We start from the raw sequence: 22,112 nt of genomic DNA on the forward strand, positions 1-22,112 counted from the left end.
CCGCCCCCCTTTTATAAACCGACACACATGTCATCCATTGGAATCGTTTCGCCGCAAACCATGTATTTTGCGCAACCCCTGCAGCTGCAAAGCGGAGCATCGCTGCGGGACTATATGTTGATGTATGAAACCTACGGCACCCTGAACGCCGACAAATCGAACGCGGTGCTGGTCTGCCACGCCCTGAATGCGTCGCACCACGTGGCCGGCGTCTACGCGGACCAAGCGAAGAGCACGGGCTGGTGGGACAATATGGTCGGTCCCGGCAAGCCGCTCGACACGGACAAATTCTTCGTCATCGGCGTCAACAACCTCGGCTCCTGCTTCGGTTCGACGGGCCCCATGCATACCAATCCCGCCACCGGCAAGCCGTATGGCGCCGCCTTCCCCGTCGTCACGGTGGAAGACTGGGTCAGCGCGCAGGCGCGGCTGGCCGATGAACTGGGCATCACCGAGTTCGCCGCCGTGATGGGGGGATCCTTGGGCGGCATGCAGGCGCTGGCGTGGAGCATCATGTTCCCCGAACGCCTGCGTCACTGTGTGGTGATCGCCTCGACGGCCAAGCTGTCGGCGCAAAACATCGCCTTCAATGACGTGGCGCGCCAGGCCATCCTGTCGGACCCCGATTACCATGGCGGCGACTTCTATGCGCACGGCGTGGTGCCGAAGAACGGCTTGCGCGTGGCGCGCATGGTCGGCCACATCACCTATCTGTCGAATGACGACATGGCGGAAAAATTCGGCCGCAAGCTGCGCGATGCGGCGCAGACGGGGGACTACAAGTTTGGCTTCGGCATCGACTTCGAGATCGAATCGTACCTGCGCTACCAGGGTGACAAGTTCTCCGAATACTTTGACGCCAACACGTATCTCTTGATTACCAAGGCGCTCGATTATTTCGACCCGGCGCGGGCGCATGGCGGCGACCTGGCCAAGGCCCTGTCGGGCACGAAGGCCAAGTTCTTCCTCGCCTCGTTTTCCACCGATTGGCGCTTCTCGCCCGAGCGCAGCCGCGAAATCGTCGAAGCGCTCGTCTGCAACCGCCGCCAGGTCACGTATGCGGAAATCGACGCGCCGCACGGCCACGACGCCTTCCTGCTGGAAGACGCGCGCTACATGAACATGGTGCGCGCCTATTATGGCCAGGTATGGAACGACATCGGGGCGGGCTTGCCTGCCGCCGTACAGCACACAGCCGTCCGCCAGGGCGCGAAGGAGACCGCATGACTTTTGACGAATTGAGCGCGCTGCGCCCCGACCTGGCCTTCATCGCCCACTGGGTGCCGAATAACGCGCACGTGCTGGACGTGGGTTGCGGCGAAGGCGTGATGCTGCAGTATCTGCAAAGCGACAAGGAATGCAGCGGTTACGGCATCGAAATCGCCGACGACAAGGTGCTGGCCAGCACCCGCCGTGGCGTTAACGTGATCCAGCAGGACATGGAAAAGGGTTTGTCGATTTTTGGCGACAACAGTTTTGATACGGTGCTGTGCCTGTCGTCGCTGCAGATGATGAAGCAGGTCGAGCCGCTGCTGCGCGACATCGTGCGCGTGGGCGCCGAAGCCATCGTATCCTTCCCCAACTTCGCCTACTGGCCGCACCGCGTGGCGCTGCTCAAGGGCCGCATGCCCGTGTCGAAATCGCTGCCGTACCAGTGGTACGACACGCCGAACGTGCGCTGCGCCACCATCAACGACTTCCGCGAACTGGCTGAGGAATGCGGCCTGGAAGTGATCGAATGCGTGGCCCTGGCCGAAGGCAAGATGGTCTCCGTGCTGCCGAACCTGCGCGGCGACCTGGCCGTCTTCCGCCTGCGTAAAAAAGCGGTGCATTGATGAGCAAAAGCCCGGCGCCTGGCTGGCGTTCCTATGCCAACGGCCGCATGCTGGCCGTGCTGGTGCTGGGCTTCAGTTCCGGCCTGCCCCTGTTTATCCTGCTGTACCTGCTGCAGGCATGGCTGGCCAAGTCGGGCTTGAACGTCAAGGCGCTGGGACTGTTCGCGCTGGTGCAGTTCCCGTACATCTGGAAATTCCTGTGGGCGCCGCTGATGGACCGCTACCGCATCCTGGGACTGGGACGGCGGCGCGGTTGGATGGCGCTCACGCAAGTGGCGCTGTTCTTTGCCATCGGCGGCATGGGCATGCTGGACCCGCTCACGCAGATCGGCCTGATCGCGGCGGCGGCAGGCGGCGTGGCTTTTTTGTCTGCCAGCCAGGACATCGTCATCGACGCCTACCGGCGCGAAATCCTTTCCGACAATGAGCAGGGCCTGGGCGCCGCCGTCATCGTCAACGCGTATAAAGTGGCGGGCATGGTGCCGGGCGCGCTGTCGCTGATTCTGGCCGACCGCATGCCGTGGCAACCCGTCTTCTGGATCACGGCCGCCTTCATGCTGCCGGGGTTTGTCTGCACCTTGCTGATCAAGGAACCCACCGTGTACGGCTCGCCGCCGAAGACCATGCGCGAAGCGATCATCTTGCCGTTCCAGGAATTCATCGCGCGCGATGGCTGGCGTAACGCAATGTGGATCCTTGCCTTCGTACTACTCTACAAAATCGGCGACAGCATGGCCACGGCGCTGGCGACGAAGTTCTATCTGGATCTGGGTTTTTCCATGACGCAGATCGGCCTGGCCGCCAACACCACGGGTTTCTGGGCCAGCCTGGCCGGTGGCGTGGTGGGCGGCATCTGGATGCTCAAGCTGGGCATCAACCGGGGCCTGTGGGTGTTTGGCGCGCTGCAGGCGGTCGCCATTCTCGGATTCGCCTGGCTGGCGCAGGTGGGGCCGAACACCATGCTGCTCAGCGCCGTGATCGGTTTTGAATCCTTCGCCAGCCTGGGCCTGGGCGCGGCCGCCTTTGTCGCGTTCCTGTCGCGCAGCACGGACCCGCGTTACACTGCCACGCAATATGCCTTGTTTTCCAGCCTCAGTGCCGTGCCGCGCACCCTGATCAATGCCTCGGTGGGCTTTCTGGTCGCCGAGCTGGGCTGGTTCTCGTTTTTCATCGTGTGCTTCTTCCTGGCCTTCCCGGCCATGATGATGCTGCCTAAAATCGCTCCATGGAGGTCTGCCAATGGCACCAATATCCCTTAAACGTTACGCCGTCCTGGCCAGCCTGTGCGCAGCCACCGCACTGTCGCCCCTGTCCGCCCACGCCCAGCAGGCGACGGTCCAGGATGGCATCAAGGTACGCCCCCTGTCGACTTCGCGCATCTTTGCCGGCGGCGCCGACTTCAATGAACAATCGAAGCAGCAATATACGCAGCTGGTCAACGAGGCTAAGGAAAAAAATGCGCTCGTGCCCGACAGCGATCCGCAAGTGAAACGCTTGCGTGCCATCGCCCAGCGCATCATCCCGTTCGCCACGCGCTGGAACGAGGCATCGGCCAACTGGAACTGGCAAGTCAACCTGCTCAATTCCGACCAGGTCAATGCCTTTTGCATGCCGGGCGGGCAGATCGCTTTTTACAGCGGCATCATCACCAAGCTGAATCTGACCGACGACGAAGTGGCCATCGTCATGGGCCATGAGATTTCCCACGCCTTGCGCGAACACTCGCAGGCGCAGGCCGGCAAGGGCAACCTGGCCGCCGTCGGCGCCAAGCTGGCCGGCGCCGGCCTGTCGGCCTGGCTCGGCGTCGATCCGAGCATCACCAGTACCGCCACGAATATGGCGGCGCAGGGCGTGATGCTGAAGTTTTCGCGCGACGACGAACGCGAGGCGGACCTGATCGGCATGGACCTGGCCGCGCGTGCAGGCTTCGACCCGCGCGCCGGCGTCATCCTGTGGCAGAAAATGGCCGCCGTGAGCAAGGGCGCGCCGCCGGAATTCCTCTCGACGCACCCGTCGGGCAAGGACCGCATCTCGCAGATGAACAGCCACATGGCGCAAGTGCTGCCGCTGTACGCACGCAGCAAGAGCGTCAGCGTCGACGCCTTGCCGCCCTACCGCAGCAACGCCATCGCGCAGCGCTAGGATGCCGGCCCGTCACGCCGCCGCACCCTTGCCCATGCGCGACGGCGTGGCGCCCAGCTACCTGTGGCTGCCGGAAGGGCAGTGGCCCGACATGTTGTCCTTCTTGCTCGAGCGCTATCCGCAGATCAGCGCCGCGCAATGGCAGGACCGCATGGCGCGCGGCGAAGTGGTCGATGGCGACGGTGCCGTGCTGAGCCCCGGCAGCGCGTACCGGCGTGGCATGCGCATTTTTTACTACCGCGAGCTGGAACGGGAAACGCCTATCCCCTTCCAGGAAGAGATCCTGTTCCAGGACGAACACCTGGTGGTGGTCGACAAGCCGCACTTCCTGCCCATGACGCCCGCCGGGCGTTTCGTGCAGGAGACCTTGCTGACGCGCCTGAAGAAAAAACTGGACTGCGCCGAGCTGACGCCCATCCACCGCCTCGACCGCGAGACGGCCGGCGTGGTGATTTTTTCGCGCCAGATTGCCAGCCGCGGCGCCTATCAGTCGCTATTCCAGCGTCGCGAAGTGCGCAAGACGTACGAGGCGCTGGCGCCCGTGCTGGCGGGCCGCGATTTTCCATTTACCTACCGCAGCCGCATGGTCGAGGGCGCGCATTTTTTCCTCATGCGCGAGGAGGCGGGCGAGCCGAATTCGGAAACCATCATCGAGTTGATCGAAGAGCGCGGCGACGTGGCGTTGTACCGGCTGCAGCCGCACACGGGCCGCAAGCACCAGCTGCGCGTGCACCTGGCCGCGCTGGGCATCCCCATCGTCAACGATGCGTTCTACCCGGTGGCCCTGCCGTGCAAGGAAGACGACATGTCGCAGCCCTTGCAGCTGCTGGCGCGGGCCATCGATTTCACGGACCCGTTGAGCGGCGAGGCGCGCCACTTTGAAAGCCGGCGCGTGCTCGGGTCATCCGACGCCACCACTGGCGCGGCCAACAATGTTGTCGGATGACGGCCCTGCGGCCCTCGGCGGCCCCACCTAATCCGACCTACGGCTGTTAGAGCAGGCGTGGCGGCTTAGGCGCMACGAAAGTCCGGTTCGCGTGACTCGGGTCATCCGACGCCACCACTGGCGCGCCAACAATGTTGTCGGATGACGGCCCTGCGGACCTAATCCGACCTACGGCAGATTAAGAGCAGGGTAGGTCGGCTTAGCGCGCAGCGCGTAAGCCGACACCACCCGCGACGTGTCAAAGATCAGCCCTTGATCGTGTAATCGATGATCAACGGCGCATGGTCGGAAAAACGCTCGTCCTTGTAGACGCTGACCGTATGCGCCTGGGCCGCGATGCCGGGGGTGGCGACGTGGTAGTCGATGCGCCAGCCCACGTTTTTCGCGTAGGCTTGTCCGCGGTTGCTCCACCACGTGTACTGGTCTTCGCGCTTGTCCAGGCCGCGGTGCACGTCGACAAAGCCCACTTCGTCGAAGACGCGCGTCAGCCATGCCCGTTCCTCGGGCAGGAAGCCGGAGTTCTTCTTGTTGCCCTTCCAGTTCTTCAGGTCGATTTCATGGTGGGCGATGTTCCAGTCGCCGCAGATGACCACTTCGCGTCCCAGCGCCTTCAATGCCAGCAAATGCGGCAGGAACAGTTCCATGAAGCGGAACTTGGCTTCCTGGCGCTCGGGGCCGGACGAGCCGGACGGGCAGTACACGGAAATGACGGACAGGTTGCCAAAATCGCAGCGCACGTAGCGGCCTTCGGCGTCGAATTCAGGGCTGCCGAAACCGATATGCACGGCGTCCGGTTCGACCTTGCTGTACACGCCCGTGCCCGAATAGCCTTTTTTCTCGGCGTAGTGGAAATGGCCATGGTAGCCGTGCGGATTGAGGAATTCCGGCGTCATGTCGGGCAGCTGCGCTTTCAATTCCTGTACGCAGATGAAATCGGCCGTCTGCGTGCCCATCCAGTTGAAAAAGCCTTTTTTGGCGGCGGAACGGATACCGTTCAGGTTGGCGGAAATAATTTTTGGCATAGGTCGAGAGTGAAAAGGGCGTTGTACGGGGCCGGCGGGCGCGGCATGGCGATTGTCTCGCCGGTGCGCGCGGATTAAAATACAGGCACTTTTAAAAAATGAGGCTAATGTGAATAATTTACGCCAGCAGTTTATCGCGTTTTCAGTATCCAAGGGAGTCTTGCGGTTCGGCGAGTTCACGACCAAGGCCGGACGTCAGTCGCCGTACTTCTTCAATGCGGGCCTGTTCCATGACGGCGCCACCCTGGCCGAACTGGCGCAGTTCTACGCGCAAACCTTGCTCGACTCGGGCGTGGAATTCGACATGCTGTTCGGCCCCGCCTACAAGGGTATCACTCTGGCGTCGGCAACTGCCGTGGCGCTGGCCGGCAAGGGCCGCAACACCTCGTTCGCCTTCAATCGCAAGGAAGCCAAGGACCACGGCGAAGGCGGCACCATCGTCGGTGCCAAGCTGCATGGCAAAGTCGTCATCATTGACGATGTGATCTCGGCCGGCACTTCGGTGCGCGAATCGGTGGACATGATACGCGCCGCCGGCGCCGAGCCATGCGCCGTGCTGATCGCGCTGGACCGCATGGAGCGTTCCGGCCCGGACGGCCAGCTGTCGCCAAGTTCGGCCGTGCAGGAAGTGTCGAAACAGTATGGCATTCCCGTCATCTCGATCGGCAACCTGGACGATCTTTTCGGCTACCTGAATGGCGCGGGCGCCGATCCGGAACTGCTGAAACATAAAGAGGCTGTTTCCGCGTACCGCAATCGGTATGGTATTTAAGTAGTCCTCTCCAGCAGCGCCCGCAACCGCGGGTCGCTGCAGGCGGTAGCAGCTTGCGGGTGGCATTGCAACAGCCGCCGCAACAGCGCCCCGCCGATGCCGCGCCGGCGGAACGGCGGTTTCACGAACAGCATGTTCACCGTCACTTCATCGGCACATCTGCTGATGTCTAGCATGGCCACCTGCTGGCCGTCGATCCACGCGCATAGCGCGTTGTCCCCTTGCCAATCTATCTGCATCACGCCAGCCATGGTTTCAACGCCGCATGCAGGCCCAGGGCGAACAGGCCGACAAAAAAGCACCGCTTGAATACCTGCTGCGCGATGCGCCCGCGCAGCCATTGACCGGCCAGCATGCCGGCCAGCGCCGGCAGCAGCGCATACGCGGAAGCGCCAGCCGCACCGAGGCTGAAGTTGCCGTGCTGGGCCAGGCTGGCCGCCAGCGCCACGGTCGATGCCGTAAACGCCAGGCCCAGCGCCTGCACCAGCGCATCGCGCGCCAGCCCCAGCCCCTGCAGATACGGTACGGCGGGGATGACGAAGACGCCCGTGGCGGCCGTCACCAGTCCCGTCACGGCGCCCGCCACGGGCCCCAGCCACGCTTCGTGCCGCGCCGGCACGCGCAACTGCAGCGAGAACAATCCCGCCAGCGCATACAGCATCAGCGCCACGCCCAGCGCGACGACGGCCCAGGCGCCGCTGTCGGCCGGCAGCAACGCGCCGCCCGCCAGGGTGCCGGCCATGACGGCGGCCAGCATGGGCCACAAACGGTGCAGCAGGGCGCGCAGGCCGGGGCCGGCCGCCAGCTGCCAGACATTCGTCACCATCGATGGCACGATCAGCAGGGCGGCCGCCTGCACGGGCGGCATGACGAGGCTGAGCGTACCCATGGCCACCGTCGGCAAGCCCAATCCGACTACGCCCTTGACGAAGCCAGCGGCGAGGAAGCTGGCGCCGACGGCCAGCAGGAATGACGTCTCCATCTTTTTTATCCACAGTGAATTGCGTGGATTCTGCGCTTGCCAGGCACTTTCGCCAAGGCGGATTATTTTGAGTCAGCCTTAGTCAAATGCGAAGGCTGCTAAGATGGCGAAAAGGAGAGCCGCCATGCGCTTTGATCTGGTCGATTTGCAGCTGTTTGTCAACGTGGTGGAGGCGGGCAGCCTGACGGCGGGCGCCGCGCGCAGCCATCTCGCATTGGCGTCGAGCAGTGCGCGTGTGCGCGGCATGGAAGAGATGCTGGGCATGCCCCTGCTGCTGCGCGGTCGGCGTGGCGTGGAGCCGACACCAGTGGGCCAGACCTTGCTCCATCACGCGCGCCTGGTGCTGCTGCAAATGGAGAAAATGCGCGGCGAACTTGGCGAATTTGCGCGCGGCTTGAAAGGGCAATTGCGGCTGCTGTGCAATACGGCCGCGCTCAGCGAATTTTTGCCCGAGGCGCTGGGCGCTTTTCTCGACCGCCATCCGAACCTGACCATCGACCTGGAAGAGCGCCTCAGTTACGATATCGTCAAGGCCGTTTCGGAAGGACTGGCCGACATGGGCATCGTGTCCGACTCGGTCGACATGCGCGGCTTGCAGACGTTTTTGTTTCGCCCCGACCGGCTGGTGGTCATCGCGGCGGCCGATGGCGTGCACCACCGCGCGCTGGGCCAGGATGGCGCCGTCGATTTTGCCAGTGTGCTCGATCACGATTTCATCGGCCTGGCCGACGACAGCGCGATGCAGCAATACCTGGGCATGCATGCGGCGCGCCTGGGGCGTCCCTTGAAGGTGCGCGTGCGCCTGCGCAGCTTCGATGCCGTCTGCCGCATGGTGGCCAGCGGCGTGGGCATCAGCGTCGTGCCGCTGGCGGCGGCCAGCCGCTGCCAGCAGACGATGGCGCTGCGCTGCCTGGAATTATCCGATCCCTGGTCGGTACGCAATCTCACCATTTGCGTACGCCAGTTCAGTGAATTACCCCTGTATGCGCGCCAGTTGATCGATCATCTGAAAGCGTGACAGGGCATGACAGGAGCAACGATGCGTTTTTCGGAAGACAAGATGGCCAGCCTGCTGTGCAGCGACCAGGTCGAGCGGCCCATCCACATCTGGCAGCCCGAGCATCCCCGCGCCGTGATCCTGGCGATCCACGGCGGCATGGCGCATGCGGGCGACTACGTCACGCCGGCGCTGACCTTCCGCCAGCACGGCATCGCCACCGTCAGCTTCGACATGGTGGGCCACGATGGCCAGCGCAAGGTGGACATTCCTTCGTTCGACGCCTTCCTCGACGACGCGGAGCTGTTCCTCGCCTGGGTCAAACAGACGTATCCGGGCTTGCCCGTATTCGTCATGGGCCACTCGATGGGCGGCCTGATCGCCACGCACCTGGGGTTGCGGCGTTTCGCGGGCGATGCGGCCATCAAGGGGTTTGTGATTTCATCGCCGTACTACGTGAATGCGATACCCGTGCCGAAAGTGCTGCAGATGCTGTCGGGCTGGCTGGCGCAGCGATTCCCCACGATGAAGGTGCCGCTGGGGAATCTGACCATGCTGCTCACGCACGATCAAACCATCACCGCGCGCCATTTCCAGGATGAGCGCGACGGCATCCGCGCCAGCGCGGCGTCGGTGCGCTTCGCCCATGCCTTGACGTCGGCGCAAAAGGAGCTGGCGGGCGGCTTGTCGGACTGGCGCTTCCCCCTGTTCGCCGTGGTGGCCGGCGACGACAAGCTGGCCGACAGCCGCGCCACGGAAAGCATGCTGCGCAGCGTGCCCGATGGCCTGCTCGACTATCACTACTATCCGGCCAATTATCACGAGAACTTCAATGAAGTGAACCGCGACGTCATCTTTGCCGCCATCCTGGCCTGGATGGAAAAACTGCTGGCGCCCGTAGCGCCTTGAGGCGCCAGTATCGTTATAATCGGTTTAACTAAATTTACCGTCGGCGCATGCCGGCCCGGTCCCCGCGGCACAGGGGAATACTCAAGGAACGAACGATGCGCTTGCTGATTGCCCTGATACTCCCGTGGCTGACCTTTTTCACGATCGGCCGCCCGATCGCCGGCATCATTTGCCTGATCCTGCAAATCACCCTGATCGGCTGGCTGCCAGCGACGATCTGGGCCGTGTACTCGCTGAGCCAGTACAAGACGGACCAGAAGATCGCCGAGGCCATGCGCCGGCGCTAACGCTGTTCTAAGACTGGCCTAAGCTGCGCTTCCTATCTTGATTCAACCGACATGAGGAGAGTGAGATGGCATCAAACAGACGCAGACGCGGTACCTTGAACCTGGCGGCGGCAATGCTGGCCGCCGGGCTGTTGCTGGGAAGTGCGGCGCAGGCCCAAACCGACGGCGCACTGCCGCCCGTGCAGAAGAGCGGGGCGGTGGAATACCTGAGCGGCGGCATCGGCCTCGACGAGTCGACGGCCATCAAGAGCGCCAGCCGGCATTGGCCCTTGAGCCTCGTGTTTTCCGTGCAGGCGGAGGGCAAGGCGGAATTTGCTTCCGACGTAAAGCTGGAAATACGCGACGCCAAGGGCGCGCCGGTGCTGGAAACGACGGCCAGCGGGCCGTTCCTGCTGGCGAAACTGGCGCCGGGCAGCTACAGCCTGCGCGCCACCCTGGCAGGCAAGACATTGGAACGCAAGGTGCAGGTCAAGGCGGGATCGTCCGCGCGCGTGGAGCTGGTCTGGCCGGCGGGAACGAATCAAGGTAAATCCTGATGGCTGGTGACGGCAAGGCGCCTGAACAGGGCTTGTCGGCGCGGGGTTTGTCGGCACATATCCTGCCCACGTCGGCGACCATGGTCGGCGTGTGCATGACGGTGCTGTCGATCGGGCACCTGGCGCCGCGCGGCGAGGTGCGCGTGGCCATCGACAAGCTGCTCGCTGTCGACGCCATCGTCTTTCTCGTCAGCGCCGTGCTGTCGTTCATGTCGCTGCGCCCCGGCCAGTCGCGCTTGCGCTACGAATGGTGGGGCGAGTTGCTGTTCATCTGCGGCCTGGCCCTGCTGGCGCTGGGCGCCGTGGTGCTGGCCTTTGTCATCAACTGAACCCGAGATCAACTGACCTTGAGCACGCGCCCTTCGGCGGCGCTTTGCAGCGCCAGTTCGATCAGGCGTATTGTCGCCGCCGCATCTTCGGCTGCCACGGGCGCCGCTGCGCCGTGGCGGATGGCGTCGGCCATGCCCTGGTAAAAGTCCTGGTAGCGGCCTGCCTGCATGTCGAGGTGTTCACAATGTCCGTCCGGCTGCGTGTCCAAGTGCAGCGCGCCGCGCACGGGATCGACACCCCAGCCGGGCTGGCCCGGCCTGCCGCCTGCCTTCAGGGCGTCTTCCTGCGGGTCGAGGCCAAACTTCACGAAACTGCCCTTGTCGCCATGCACGGCGAAGCGCGCCGTCGGCGCCTTCACCAGGCAACCCGCTTGCAGCACCACGCGCAGCCGGTCGTAGTACAAAACGATGTGCATGTAGTCGACGGCTTGCGCGCCATCACGCTGCAGGACGATATCGGCGTACAGCTTTTCCGGCTGGCCGAACAGCTGCATGGCCTGGTCCAGCATGTGCGGGCCCAGGTCGTACAGCAAGCCGCCACCCGGCGCGCCGGACTCGCGCCAGCGCTGGCGGATCTCGGGGCGGAAGCGGTCGAAGTGCGATTCGACGCTGGCGATGCGGCCCAGGGTGCCTTGTGCCAGCAGTGCTTTGAGGGTCAGGAAATCGCCATCCCAGCGCCGGTTGTGGTACACGCTGAGCACCAGCTTGCGTTCTTTCGCCAGCGCGATCAGGCTCTGCGCCTCGGCACTGGAAATGGTGAATGGCTTGTCGACCACCACGTGCTTGCCCGCTTGCAGGGCCGCCTGCGCCAGGCTGAAATGCGCTTCGTTGGGCGCGGCGATGACGACCAGTTCGATCGATGGATCGGCAAACAGCTGCGCGGGCTGCGCATACACGGTGGCATGCGGCCAATCCTTGTGCACGAGCTCCGGCTTGCTCGAGGCGACGGCAGTCAGTTCCAGGGCATCGATGGTGGACAGGACGGGAGCGTGGAAGGTGGAGCCGGCAAAGCCGTAGCCGACCAGGCCGGTTTTGATCTTGTTCATGGCGTGTTCACAGGTGCGTGGAAGAATCCATGATCATACCCGCAAGCGGGCGGCGGCAACGCTGCTGCGATGTTGCTGCGCTGCCGCCGCCCAGACATTACTTCAGACTCCAGACGTATTGCACCTTGACGCTGGCGCCGACAGGCTTGCCGCCAGCGAGGGCCGGCTTGAACGTGCACTTGGCGATGCCGCTGCGCGCCGCCTCGTCGAGGGCCGGATGGCCGCTGCTTTTGACGACGCTCGAATTCGTTACCTTGCCGGCGGCATCGACGTCGAAGGACATGTTGACCGTGCCCTCCTCCTTCGCCTGCCGCGATGCGGCTGGCCAGGCCGGTTTGCCGCAAACGCCAAAGTCGACGATGGGGCGGCGTTCCAGCACGTGCGCGCTGTCGGCGGCGACGGCCTGGCCGTAGATGCCGAGGCAGGCGCCGGCCAGAGCCAGCAGCGGCACGGCCGCCTTCCAGTTCAGGGTGTGTGGTGCGGGGCGCAGCAATCGTTTGATACGTGACATAAGATCTCCTCCGTTGGCCGCCTGGGCCAGGTGGTGGGTTGAGAACTGGAGGCGTTCCAGTTCCGAGAGTGCAAGAGCCAGACGCCGCGGTTCGCCCAGTTGTCTTGCTGCGAAATCATCTGCAATGTGTTCGCGCTCGAGGCGCACGCCGCGTGAAATCCACCAGACGGCAGGGTGGAAGAACAGCAGCGCCTCGATGGCGTTTTGCAGCAGGTTGATCAGATAATCGTGGCGCCGGATGTGCGCCAGTTCGTGCGCCAGCAGCGCGTCGAGCAGGTGCGGCGGCATGCCGGTCAACAGCGCGGCGGGCACCAGCACCATGGGGCGCCAGATGCCGGCGGTGAGCGGGCTGGCGATGTTGTCGAGCACGCGCAGCCGCACGGGCCGGGTCACGCCCGCATCGTGCGCCATGCGCGACAGCCTGGTCTGCAGTTGGCCATGCGTGGCGCCCATGTTCCTTGCGCTGCGCTCTATCCACAGCATGCCCAGCGCCATGCGCACGGCCAGCACGGCGGCGCACAGCGCCCACACGCCGACGACGGCGCGCAGCAGCAGGTCCAGGTCGGGCAGGCTGTCGGGCGCCAGCAGGGCGGCCGGCAGCAAGGCGCTGGAGTACAAGGCGCCCGTGACATCGCCACCGGCCAGGCGCAGATACAAGCCCGCCGCCGGCCATGCCAGGCATGTCAGCAGGGCGCCGCAACCGACGGCGTAGCGCGCTTCAGGACGCGCATTGCGCAGGGCTGTCCACGCCAGCGCCGTGGCGCAGCCGATCAGCAAGCCTTGCCACAGGAAGTGCAGCAGGGTCCAGCCCAGCGCTGGCACGAAGCCGCTCATGACTGATCGTCCTTGAGCATTTTTTCGATTTCCTCGCGTTCGGCGCGCGACACGCCCGTGCGCAGCGCCGCCAGCACCAGCGCCTTGGCCGAACCGGCAAAGGCCTTCTGCATCAATTCCTTGAGCAGATTCGTCTGCAGGCTGTCCTGCGCCTGGGCCGGCGCATACACGTGCGAGCGCTGGCTTTCGTCGCGGATCAGCAAGCCCTTGCCGTGCATGATCTGCATCAGGCGCAGCACGGTGCCATACGTGATGGCCGGCTTGGCCAGCGCCATCGCCTCGTGCACCTGCTTGGCCGTGGCGGCGCCCAGCGGCCACAGCGCCTGCAGCAGATCGAGTTCGGCTGCCGTCGGTTTCGGGATGTCGTGTGTCTTGGCCATGCGGTTTTCCTCTTGCCTGAAATTCAATAGGGCTAGATTAAACATTGTAGACAAAAATGTATACTTTAATTTTAACTGGCCGAAAAGTGCCTTTTAAAGCTGATATGAAGTCTAGACAAGGACGAAAACATGCCATGTGTGCAGGCATAAAAAAAGGACGCCGTGGCGTCTTTTTTTTAGCGGACGATGAATCAGCCCGCCAGCTTGGCCTTCAGCAGCTCCGTCAGCTGGGCCGGGTTGGCCTTGCCTTTGGAGGCTTTCATGGCCTGGCCGATCAGCGCATTGATGGCCGCTTCCTTGCCGGCGCGGTACTGCTCCACCGACTTGGCGTTCGCCGCCAGCACTTCATCGACGATGGCTTCCAGGGCGCCAGTATCCGAAATCTGTTTCAGGCCCTTGGCGTCGATGATGGTGTCGACCAGGTTCTCGTCGCTGGACTTCGCTTCCCACATGCCGGCGAAGACTTCCTTTGCCGCCTTGTTCGAGATCGTGCCGTCGGCGATGCGCTTGAGCATGGCGGCCAGCTGCGCGGCGGAGACGGGGGCGTCGTCCAGGTCCACGCCTTCGCGGTTCAGGGTCGACGAGACGTCGCCCATCAGCCAGTTGGCGGCGGCCTTGGCGTTTTCCTTGCCGGCTTTGTCTACCACGGCGACGAAATAGGTGGCCATGGCTTTCGACTGCGTCAGCACCAGCGCATCGTAGTCAGGCAGCGCGTATTCGCTGATGAAACGGGCGCGCATGGCGGCCGGCAGTTCCGGCATCGACGCCTTGACCGTATCGATCCACGCTTGCGAGATGACCAGTGGCGGCAAGTCAGGGTCCGGGAAATAGCGGTAATCCTGCGCGTCTTCCTTGCTGCGCATTTCGCGCGTTTCCTTGCGGTCCGGATCGTACAGGCGTGTCGCTTGCACGACCTTGCCGCCGTCTTCGATCAGCTCGATCTGGCGGCGCACTTCCACGTGCACGGCTTCTTCGATGAAGCGGAAGGAGTTCAGGTTCTTGATTTCGCAGCGGGTGCCGAATTCCTTCTGGCCGACAGGGCGCACGGAGACGTTGACGTCGCAGCGGAACGAGCCTTCCTGCATGTTGCCGTCGCAAACGCCCAGCCACATGACCAGCGAGTGCAGGGCCTTGGCGTAGGCCACGGCTTCGGCGGCGCTGCGGATTTCCGGTTCCGACACGATTTCCAGCAGCGGCGTGCCGGCGCGGTTCAAGTCGATGCCGCTCATGCCCGCGTAGTCTTCGTGCAGCGACTTGCCGGCGTCTTCTTCCAGGTGGGCGCGCGTCAGGTTGACCGTCTTGGTGACGAATTCGCCATCCTTTTCGTAGCCGAAGGTCAGGGCGCCGCCGATGACGACGGGGTCTTCGAACTGGCTGATCTGGTAGCCCTTCGGTGAATCAGGGTAAAAATAGTTTTTGCGCGCGAAGACCGAGTGCGGCGCGACGGTGGCGCCCACGGCCAGGCCGAAGCGGATCGCGCGGTCGACGGCCTGCTTGTTCATCACGGGCAGTACGCCTGGCAGCGCCAGGTCGACGGGGCTCGCCTGCGTATTGGCGTCGGCGCCGTACTTGATCGGCGAACCGCTGAAAATTTTGGATTCGGTCGTGAGCTGCACGTGGTTCTCAAGACCGATGACGACTTCCCATTGCATAGTGTTCTCGCTTAATTTTTGGTGGCGCCGCCTGGGCGGCGCGTCTGTTCTTATTAAATACCGGCAGGGCTGCGCGTATGCCAGTCCGTCACTTGCTGGAACTGGTGGGCGACGTTCAGCAGCTTCGCTTCGCCAAAATAATTGCCGATGATTTGCAGGCCGACGGGGCGCTTGCCGTTTTTCTCGCCTTTGCCGAAACCGCATGGTATCGACATGCCGGGCAGGCCGGCCAGGCTGGTCGACAGGGTGTAGATGTCGGCCAGGTAGTTCGCCACCGGGTCGTCCGTCTTGTCGCCCAGGTCCCAGGCGACGGTCGGCGCGACCGGCCCCATGATGACGTCGCAGACGGCGTTCGGGCCATTCAGCACGGCGTCGAAATCCTGCGCGATCAGGCGGCGGATCTTTTGCGCCTTCAGGTAGTAGGCGTCGTAATAGCCGTGGCACAGCACATAGGTGCCGACCATGATGCGGCGCTGCACTTCCGGGCCGAAGCCCTGGGCGCGCGACTTCTTGTACATGTCCTGCAAGTCCTTGTACTCGGCAGCGCGGTGGCCATAGCGCACGCCATCGTAGCGCGACAGGTTCGACGACGCTTCGGCCGGGGCGATCATGTAGTAGGCGGGAATCGACAGGGCCGTGTTCGGCAGCGAGATATCGACCAGGGTGGCGCCCAGCTTTTCATACTGCGCCAGCGCGCCGCGCACGGCCGCTTCCACGTCCTTGGCCAGGCCCTCGCCGAAGTATTCGCGCGGCACGCCGATGCGCAAACCCGTGAGGGGTTGATCGAGGTCGCGCGAAAAATCTTCCGCCACGCCGCCCTGTTCCGGCGACAGGCTGGTCGAATCGCGTTCGTCGAAGCCGGCCATGGCACTCAAGAGCAGGGCGCAGTCTTCGGCCGAGCGGGCCATCGGGCCGCCCTGGTCCAGCGACGAGGCAAAGGCGATCATGCCGAAGCGCGAGACGCGGCCATACGTCGGCTTGATGCCGGTGATGCCGCAAAAAGCGGCTGGCTGGCGGATCGAGCCGCCCGTGTCGGTGCCGGTGGCCGCCGGCGTCAGGCCGGCAGCCACGGCGGCGGCCGAGCCGCCCGACGAGCCGCCTGGCACGGCGTGCTTGTCCCACGGATTCTGCACGGCGCCGAAGGCCGAGTTCTCATTGCCGGAACCCATGGCGAATTCATCGCAATTGACCTTGCCTAAGGTGACCATGCCGGCCGCCTGGAATTTTTCCACGACGGTGGCGTCAAACGGGCTGGCGTAGTTGGCCAGCATTTTCGAGCCGGCCGTCGTGCGCCAGCCTTTGGTGACGAACAAGTCCTTGTGCGCGATCGGCACGCCCGTCAATGGCGTGGCCGTGCCGGCGGCGATGCGTGCATCCGCTTCGGCCGCTTGCGCCAGGGTCAGGGCACGGTCGACCTGCAAAAAGGCGTTCGAGGTGTCCGCTTCGATGCGGTCGAGGAAATGCGTCGCCAGCGCAACGGCGGAAATTTCCTTGTTCTGCAAGAGCGTGGACAGCTGTTTGATGGATTTTGTATGCATGGCGTTTCTATTTTGATATTCGACGGGAAGGCAACAGCATGGAGCGGCGCAATTACTCGATCACTTTGGGCACGAGATACAGGCCATCCTGTACCTTCGGCGCCACGGCCTGGTAGGCGTCGCGGCGGTTCTGTTCCGTGGCCAGGTCTTCGCGCAGGCGCAGGGCGATATTGTCCATGTGGGCGGCCAGCGGGTGGCTCAGGGGCGCCACGCCATCGGTATTGACGGCTTGCATTTGTTCTGCCAGTGCAAAAATCTTGTTCAATTGGGCCAAAGACGTGACGGCCTGGTCGTCGGCCATTTCAAGTTGGGCCAGGTGGGCGATGCGTTTTACGTCGGAGAGTGTCAGGGACATGGCGAATGGCGCGGAGTGCCGCGCATTAGTATTAAGTTGGCGTTTTGATAAAACGCGGGTATTTACTGCTATTTTGCTCACAAAAATCGAGGAATGCCGCGTAACTCGCGGCTGCAAGAGTCGCACTTTTCCATGGTTTTTGAGCAAATCGCATTCAAATTATAAGGTAGAATGGCGGGTTAATGCGTTGCCGGCGCTGATGGACCGCTGCCGCAGCATAGAAAAGATTGCGCAAGCGCCAAGCGAAACCCGAAAAAATCGCCTCCACGGATTTTCAGGGTGCCTGAAAGCGCCCGCTTTGAAACTCCCCATAAACAGCTTTTGCGCAGCTCGATGCGCTACAGGACACTCATGTTTGGTTTTTTACGCAGGTATATCTCCACCGATCTGGCCATTGACTTGGGCACGGCCAACACCCTTATTTATGTACGCGGCCTCGGTATCGTCCTGGACGAGCCATCCGTCGTCGCCATCCGCCAGGAAGGCGGTCCGAATGGCAAGAAGACCATTCAGGCAGTCGGCAAGGAAGCCAAGCAGATGCTGGGCAAGGTGCCGGGCAATATCGAAGCAATCCGTCCGATGAAAGATGGCGTGATCGCCGACTTCACCGTGACCGAGCAGATGCTCAAGCAATTCATCCGCATGGTGCACGACTCGAAATTCTTCCGTCCATCGCCGCGCATCATCATTTGCGTGCCTTGCGGTTCGACCCAGGTCGAACGCCGCGCGATCCGCGAATCGGCCCTGGGCGCCGGCGCTTCGCAGGTGTACCTGATCGAAGAACCGATGGCAGCGGCCATCGGCGCGGGCTTGCCCGTGTCGGAAGCGACCGGCTCGATGGTGGTCGACATCGGCGGCGGTACGACCGAAGTGGGCATCATCTCGCTGGGCGGCATGGTCTACAAGGGTTCCGTGCGCGTGGGCGGCGACAAGTTCGATGAAGCCATCGTCAACTACATCCGCCGCAACTACGGCATGCTGATCGGCGAACAGACGGCCGAAGCCATCAAGAAAGCCATCGGTTCGGCTTTCCCTGGTTCGGAAGTGAAGGAAATGGAAGTCAAGGGCCGCAACCTGTCCGAAGGCATCCCGCGCTCGTTCACCATCTCCAGCAACGAGATCCTCGAAGCGCTGACCGACCCGCTGAACAACATCGTCTCGGCCGTGAAAAACGCGCTGGAACAGACGCCGCCGGAACTGGGCGCCGACATCGCCGAAAAAGGCATGATGCTGACGGGCGGCGGCGCACTGCTGCGCGACCTGGACCGCCTGCTGATGGAGGAAACCGGCCTGCCGGTGCTGGTGGCCGAGGACCCGCTCACCTGCGTGGTGCGCGGTTCCGGGATGGCACTGGAACGTATGGACAAGCTCGGCTCGATCTTCTCCTACGAATAATCTGACAGAAGGGCCGGAAACCAATCCGGCCTTTTTTTGGTTTTGGCGCCGGCGTTTGACCGGGGCCTGCACGTTGGCGCACTGCGCCTGGCCTGATCATTGGAAGTCATGGAATACAGTCCTCCGCCACTTTTCAAACAAGGCGCCTCCGCCCGCGTCAAGATGATGGTGTTCGCCGGCATTTCTATCGCCCTGCTGCTGGTCGATTCGCGCATGCACGCGCTGACGGCCGTGCGCCAGGCAGTCGGCACCGTGCTGTATCCGGTGCAGATGGCGGCCCTGGTGCCGCGCGATGTGGCGCTTGGCGTCGGCAATTACTTTTCTTCGCTGTCCGCCCTGGAAAAACAGGTGCGCGACCTGAAGCACGAACAGATCGCCTCGGCGCAGATCCTGCAGCAGGCGCAGCTCAACATCGTTGAAAACAACCACTTGCGCAAATTGATGGAAGCGCGCGAGCGCGTGCCCGTCAAGACCATGATGGCCGAAGTGCTGTACGACACGCGCGATTCGGCCACGCGCAAGATCGTGCTCGATCGCGGCATCCAGCATGGCGTGGAACTGGGCCGCCCCGTGATCGACAACCTCGGTGTGGTGGGACAGGTCACGCGCGTGTTCCCGTTTACCTCCGAAGTGACCTTGCTGACCGATGAAGAGCAGGCCATTCCCGTGCAGCTGCTGCGCAATGGCGTGCGCAGCGTGGCCATCGGCCGCGGCAAGTCCGGCACCATGGAATTGCGCTTCACGGCCCCCAGCGCCGACATCCAGATCGGCGACATCGTCATTACCTCGGGCCTCGACGGCCTGTACCCGGCTGGCCTGGCCGTGGCGCGCGTGACCCTGGTCGAGCGCAATGCGCATGGCCCGTTCGGCCGCGTCGTGTGCCAGCCGCTGGCCGGCATCGAACGCAACACCCAGCTGCTCATTTTGATGACGTCGCCCGAGATTCCGCCGCGTCCGCCCGCTGAGGAAGTCAAGACGGGCCGCAAGATCGCCGGCAAGATGGCGCCGATCAAGGACCCTGCCAAGGAGGCTGCCGCTGCTGCAGCGCCTGCCGCCAAGCCGCCTGCCGCCAACGCGGCCGCGCCCGCGCCCGCAAAACCTGCGACGCCCGCGCCCGCACCTGCCGCCGTGCCACCGAAGGAAGCGACACGATGAACCGCCCGCATTACATCCTGCTGCCGGTCAGCCCCCTGTTCATCGGCTTTTCCCTGCTGTGCGCTTTTTTGCTGAACCTGCTGCCGTGGGGGCAGTTCGTCGGCGTGCCCGATTTCGTCGCGCTGGTGCTGGTCTTCTGGGGCATCCACCAGCCGCGCAAGGTCGGCATCGGCGTGGCCTTCTTCATGGGCCTGATGATGGACGTGCACGACTCGACCCTGCTGGGCGAGAATGCGCTGGCCTATACCTTGCTGTCGTATTTCGCCATCATGATGCACCGCCGTGTGCTGTGGTTCCCCATCATGACGCAGGCGCTGCACGTGCTGCCGCTGCTGCTGCTGACGCAGGCGCTGCAATTGCTGACGCGCTTGATCGTTTCGGGCCGCTTCCCCGGCTGGCTCAATTTCATCGAGAGCTTCGTCGCCGTCGCCCTGTGGCCGATTGTCACGTGGATTCTGCTGGCACCGCAGCGCCGCGCCGTGGACCGCGACCATAACCGGCCGATCTGACGAGCGCCTGCCATGACTGAACTCAAGAACACCGAGCGCGAACTGCATTTTTTCCGCATGCGCCTGACCATCCTGGGCGCGCTCGTCTTCGTCTGCTTTTCGCTGCTGCTGGCGCGCTTCATCTGGCTGCAAGTAATCAAGCACGAGGACTATGCGACCAAGGCTGAAGACAACCGCATCGCCGTGGTGCCCATCGTGCCCACGCGCGGCCTGATCCTCGACCGCAACGGCGTGGTCCTGGCGCGCAATTACTCGGCCTACACCCTGGAAATCACGCCGTCGAAACTGAGCGCCAGCCTCGATTCCGTGATCGACGAGCTGTCGACTCTGGTGCAGATCGACATCAAGGATCGCCGCCGCTTCAAGAAGCTGCTGGAAGAATCGAAGAACTTCGTCAGCGTGCCGCTGCGCACGCGTTTGACGGACGAGGAAGTGGCGCGCTTCACGGCGCAGCGTTTCCGCTTCCCCGGCGTCGAGGTGCAGGCGCGATTGTTCCGCCAGTATCCGATGGGCGAAGTGGCCTCGCACGTGGTGGGCTTCATCGGCCGCATCAACCGCAATGAATCCAAGGCGCTGGAAGAGGGCGAGGACGCGGCCAACTACAACGGCACCGACCATATCGGCAAGGAAGGCCTGGAAAAAAGCTACGAAAAGCAGCTGCATGGCACCACCGGCTACGAAGAAGTGGAAGTGTCTGCCGGCGGGCGTGCCATGCGCACCTTGTCGCGCACGGCGGCCACCCCCGGCAACAACCTGATCCTGTCGATCGACATCGAACTGCAAAAAGTGGTCGAGGAAGCGTTCGGCGAATGGCGCGGCGCGGCCGTGGCCATCGACCCGGCCACGGGCGACATCCTCGCCTACGTGTCCAAGCCTGGCTACGACCCGAATCTGTTCGTCGACGGCATCGACCAGCAAAGCTGGAATGAACTCAATACCTCGCTGGACCGGCCGATGGTCAACCGTCCCCTGTCCGGCACCTACGCGCCCGGCTCGACTTTCAAGCCCTTCATGGCGCTGGCCGCACTGGAACTGGGCAAGCGCACGCCGAGCCAGTCGATTTCCGACCCCGGTTTCTTCATCCTCGGCGGCCACACCTTCCGCGACGACAAGGTGGGCGGCCATGGCACGGTGGACATGCACAAGTCCATCGTCGTCTCGTGCAACACCTATTATTATCAGCTGGGCCGCGACATGGGCATCGACGCCATTCACGACTTCATGAAGCCGTTCGGCTTCGGCCAGCTGACGGGCATCGACCTGAATAACGAAAAGACGGGCGTGCTGCCGTCGACGGAATGGAAGCGCAACCGCTTCAAGACGCCGCAGCAGAAAAAATGGGTGGGCGGCGACACGATCTCGGTGAGTAACGGCTCTGGCTACAATTCCTACACGCCGCTGCAGATCGCCCACGCGACGGCCAACCTGGCCAACAACGGCGTGGTGATGAAGCCGCATCTGGTGAAGATCATCGAAGACGCGGCCACGCGTGCGCGTACATTGACGGTGCCCAAGGAAAGCTACCGCATTCCGCTCAAGCAGGAAAACATCGACACCATCAAGCGCGCCATGGTGGGCGTGACGAGCGAGCAGGGCGGCACGGCCGCGCGCATCTTCACCGGCGTGCAGTACACGGTGGGCGGCAAGACGGGTACGGCGCAGGTGGTGGGCATCAAGAAAAACGAGAAGTACAATGCCAAGCTACTGGCCGAGCGCCTGCGCGACAACGCCCTGTTTACGGCCTTCGCGCCGGCCGACAAGCCGCGTATCGCGATCGCCATCGTGGTGGAAAACGCGGGCTTCGGCGCCGGCGTGGCCGCGCCGATCGCGCGCAAGGCGCTCGACTACTACCTGCTGGGCAAGCGCCCGAGCGACAAGGAAAGGGACACCACCAAGGTGCCCAAGGAAGATGTCGACGAAGTGCGCACCCTGGAAGAAATCACGGACGAGCAGGCCGCCCCGGCACCTGCCAGGCAATAA

24 protein-coding genes are annotated in these 22,112 nt (G+C 63.4%); 15 read left to right on the forward strand and 9 right to left on the reverse strand.

Going from position 1 to position 22,112, the window contains the following annotated elements:
• Positions 1-27: 27 nt before the first annotated feature.
• Genes metX through AC4BCN_RS04925 form a run of 5 tightly spaced genes read left to right on the forward strand, consistent with a single transcriptional unit; the run spans position 28 to position 4,923 of the window.
• Complete coding sequence (metX, locus tag AC4BCN_RS04905; protein WP_128141229.1) at positions 28-1,227, forward strand: homoserine O-succinyltransferase MetX; 1,200 nt, start codon at positions 28-30, stop codon at positions 1,225-1,227.
• A complete protein-coding gene (gene metW, locus AC4BCN_RS04910) occupies positions 1,224-1,835 on the forward strand; it encodes a methionine biosynthesis protein MetW (RefSeq protein ID WP_034749410.1) in 612 nt (203 codons plus the stop codon). The genes metX and metW overlap by 4 nt, the downstream gene beginning before the upstream one ends.
• Positions 1,835-3,094, forward strand: coding sequence for an AmpG family muropeptide MFS transporter (locus AC4BCN_RS04915; RefSeq protein WP_139091780.1), 1,260 nt, complete (start codon positions 1,835-1,837; stop codon positions 3,092-3,094). Before metW ends, AC4BCN_RS04915 begins: the two co-directional genes overlap by 1 nt.
• Positions 3,075-3,977, forward strand: a complete 903-nt coding sequence (locus AC4BCN_RS04920; RefSeq protein WP_490492703.1) for a M48 family metallopeptidase — start codon at positions 3,075-3,077, stop codon at positions 3,975-3,977. Before AC4BCN_RS04915 ends, AC4BCN_RS04920 begins: the two co-directional genes overlap by 20 nt.
• 1 nt (position 3,978) lies before the next feature.
• A complete protein-coding gene (locus tag AC4BCN_RS04925; RefSeq protein WP_490492704.1) occupies positions 3,979-4,923 on the forward strand; it encodes an RluA family pseudouridine synthase in 945 nt (314 codons plus the stop codon).
• A gap of 245 nt (positions 4,924-5,168) precedes the next feature.
• Here the strand turns inward: AC4BCN_RS04925 and AC4BCN_RS04930 are convergent, their stop codons facing one another.
• On the reverse strand, positions 5,169-5,945 hold the full coding sequence (locus AC4BCN_RS04930) for an exodeoxyribonuclease III (RefSeq protein WP_099379999.1): 777 nt from the start codon (positions 5,943-5,945) through the stop codon (positions 5,169-5,171).
• Positions 5,946-6,054: 109 nt separating this feature from the next.
• Between AC4BCN_RS04930 and pyrE the strand changes: the two genes are divergently transcribed.
• A complete protein-coding gene (gene pyrE, locus AC4BCN_RS04935) occupies positions 6,055-6,717 on the forward strand; it encodes an orotate phosphoribosyltransferase (protein ID WP_096233755.1) in 663 nt (220 codons plus the stop codon).
• Here the strand turns inward: pyrE and AC4BCN_RS04940 are convergent.
• Together AC4BCN_RS04940 and AC4BCN_RS04945 are read right to left on the reverse strand one after the other, a co-directional pair.
• Positions 6,714-6,968 carry a GNAT family N-acetyltransferase gene (locus AC4BCN_RS04940; RefSeq protein ID WP_490492705.1) on the reverse strand — a complete coding sequence of 85 codons (255 nt, stop codon included), beginning with the start codon at positions 6,966-6,968 and terminating at the stop codon, positions 6,714-6,716. The two genes, pyrE and AC4BCN_RS04940, sit on opposite strands and share 4 nt — an antisense overlap.
• Positions 6,956-7,699: a sulfite exporter TauE/SafE family protein gene (locus AC4BCN_RS04945; RefSeq protein WP_490492706.1), complete on the reverse strand. Its 744-nt coding sequence runs from the start codon at positions 7,697-7,699 to the stop codon at positions 6,956-6,958. The genes AC4BCN_RS04940 and AC4BCN_RS04945 overlap by 13 nt, the downstream gene beginning before the upstream one ends.
• 124 nt (positions 7,700-7,823) lie before the next feature.
• Here AC4BCN_RS04945 and AC4BCN_RS04950 point away from each other — a divergent pair, with 124 nt between their 5' ends.
• From AC4BCN_RS04950 to AC4BCN_RS04970, 5 genes are all read left to right on the forward strand, one after another.
• Positions 7,824-8,717, forward strand: a complete 894-nt coding sequence (locus AC4BCN_RS04950; RefSeq protein ID WP_456148448.1) for a LysR family transcriptional regulator — start codon at positions 7,824-7,826, stop codon at positions 8,715-8,717.
• Positions 8,718-8,738: 21 nt separating this feature from the next.
• The gene (locus AC4BCN_RS04955; RefSeq protein ID WP_456148449.1) at positions 8,739-9,605 is read left to right on the forward strand and encodes an alpha/beta fold hydrolase; all 867 of its coding nucleotides are present in this window, start codon (positions 8,739-8,741) and stop codon (positions 9,603-9,605) included.
• A 95-nt stretch (positions 9,606-9,700) separates the two neighbouring features.
• The gene (locus AC4BCN_RS04960; RefSeq protein WP_099379993.1) at positions 9,701-9,892 is read left to right on the forward strand and encodes a YqaE/Pmp3 family membrane protein; all 192 of its coding nucleotides are present in this window, start codon (positions 9,701-9,703) and stop codon (positions 9,890-9,892) included.
• 65 nt (positions 9,893-9,957) lie between these two features.
• Complete coding sequence (locus AC4BCN_RS04965; protein WP_490492707.1) at positions 9,958-10,428, forward strand: carboxypeptidase regulatory-like domain-containing protein; 471 nt, start codon at positions 9,958-9,960, stop codon at positions 10,426-10,428.
• Positions 10,428-10,757, forward strand: a complete 330-nt coding sequence (locus tag AC4BCN_RS04970; RefSeq protein WP_051959363.1) for a hypothetical protein — start codon at positions 10,428-10,430, stop codon at positions 10,755-10,757. The genes AC4BCN_RS04965 and AC4BCN_RS04970 overlap by 1 nt, the downstream gene beginning before the upstream one ends.
• An 8-nt stretch (positions 10,758-10,765) precedes the next feature.
• On the opposite strand, the gene AC4BCN_RS04975 is transcribed toward AC4BCN_RS04970, so the two are convergent.
• From AC4BCN_RS04975 to gatC, 6 genes are all read right to left on the reverse strand, one after another.
• Positions 10,766-11,803, reverse strand: coding sequence for an oxidoreductase (locus AC4BCN_RS04975; RefSeq protein WP_490492708.1), 1,038 nt, complete (start codon positions 11,801-11,803; stop codon positions 10,766-10,768).
• Positions 11,804-11,900: 97 nt separating this feature from the next.
• Entirely contained in the window at positions 11,901-13,148 is a 1,248-nt protein-coding gene (locus AC4BCN_RS04980; RefSeq protein WP_490492709.1) for a TonB family protein, read from the reverse strand.
• Entirely contained in the window at positions 13,145-13,528 is a 384-nt protein-coding gene (locus tag AC4BCN_RS04985; protein ID WP_046683490.1) for a BlaI/MecI/CopY family transcriptional regulator, read from the reverse strand. Before AC4BCN_RS04985 ends, AC4BCN_RS04980 begins: the two co-directional genes overlap by 4 nt.
• 191 nt (positions 13,529-13,719) lie before the next feature.
• Positions 13,720-15,264: an Asp-tRNA(Asn)/Glu-tRNA(Gln) amidotransferase subunit GatB gene (gatB, locus tag AC4BCN_RS04990; RefSeq protein WP_490493574.1), complete on the reverse strand. Its 1,545-nt coding sequence runs from the start codon at positions 15,262-15,264 to the stop codon at positions 13,720-13,722.
• Positions 15,234-16,718, reverse strand: coding sequence for an Asp-tRNA(Asn)/Glu-tRNA(Gln) amidotransferase subunit GatA (gene gatA, locus AC4BCN_RS04995; RefSeq protein ID WP_490492710.1), 1,485 nt, complete (start codon positions 16,716-16,718; stop codon positions 15,234-15,236). Before gatA ends, gatB begins: the two co-directional genes overlap by 31 nt.
• A 52-nt stretch (positions 16,719-16,770) precedes the next feature.
• Positions 16,771-17,073, reverse strand: coding sequence for an Asp-tRNA(Asn)/Glu-tRNA(Gln) amidotransferase subunit GatC (gene gatC, locus AC4BCN_RS05000; protein ID WP_034749369.1), 303 nt, complete (start codon positions 17,071-17,073; stop codon positions 16,771-16,773).
• Positions 17,074-17,424: 351 nt separating this feature from the next.
• Between gatC and AC4BCN_RS05005 the strand changes: the two genes are divergently transcribed.
• The 4 genes from AC4BCN_RS05005 to mrdA all read left to right on the forward strand — a co-directional run bounded on the left by AC4BCN_RS05005 (position 17,425) and on the right by mrdA (position 22,112).
• Positions 17,425-18,468 (forward strand): rod shape-determining protein, encoded by a 1,044-nt coding sequence (locus AC4BCN_RS05005; protein ID WP_010393186.1) that lies wholly within the window; start codon positions 17,425-17,427, stop codon positions 18,466-18,468.
• Between the two features lie 108 nt (positions 18,469-18,576).
• Positions 18,577-19,623, forward strand: a complete 1,047-nt coding sequence (gene mreC / locus AC4BCN_RS05010) for a rod shape-determining protein MreC (RefSeq protein WP_139091769.1) — start codon at positions 18,577-18,579, stop codon at positions 19,621-19,623.
• Positions 19,620-20,132: a rod shape-determining protein MreD gene (mreD, locus tag AC4BCN_RS05015; RefSeq protein WP_034749354.1), complete on the forward strand. Its 513-nt coding sequence runs from the start codon at positions 19,620-19,622 to the stop codon at positions 20,130-20,132. The genes mreC and mreD overlap by 4 nt, the downstream gene beginning before the upstream one ends.
• 12 nt (positions 20,133-20,144) lie before the next feature.
• Positions 20,145-22,112, forward strand: a complete 1,968-nt coding sequence (gene mrdA, locus AC4BCN_RS05020; protein WP_230518369.1) for a penicillin-binding protein 2 — start codon at positions 20,145-20,147, stop codon at positions 22,110-22,112.

The organism is Janthinobacterium sp. Bl 1, assembly GCF_058215535.1.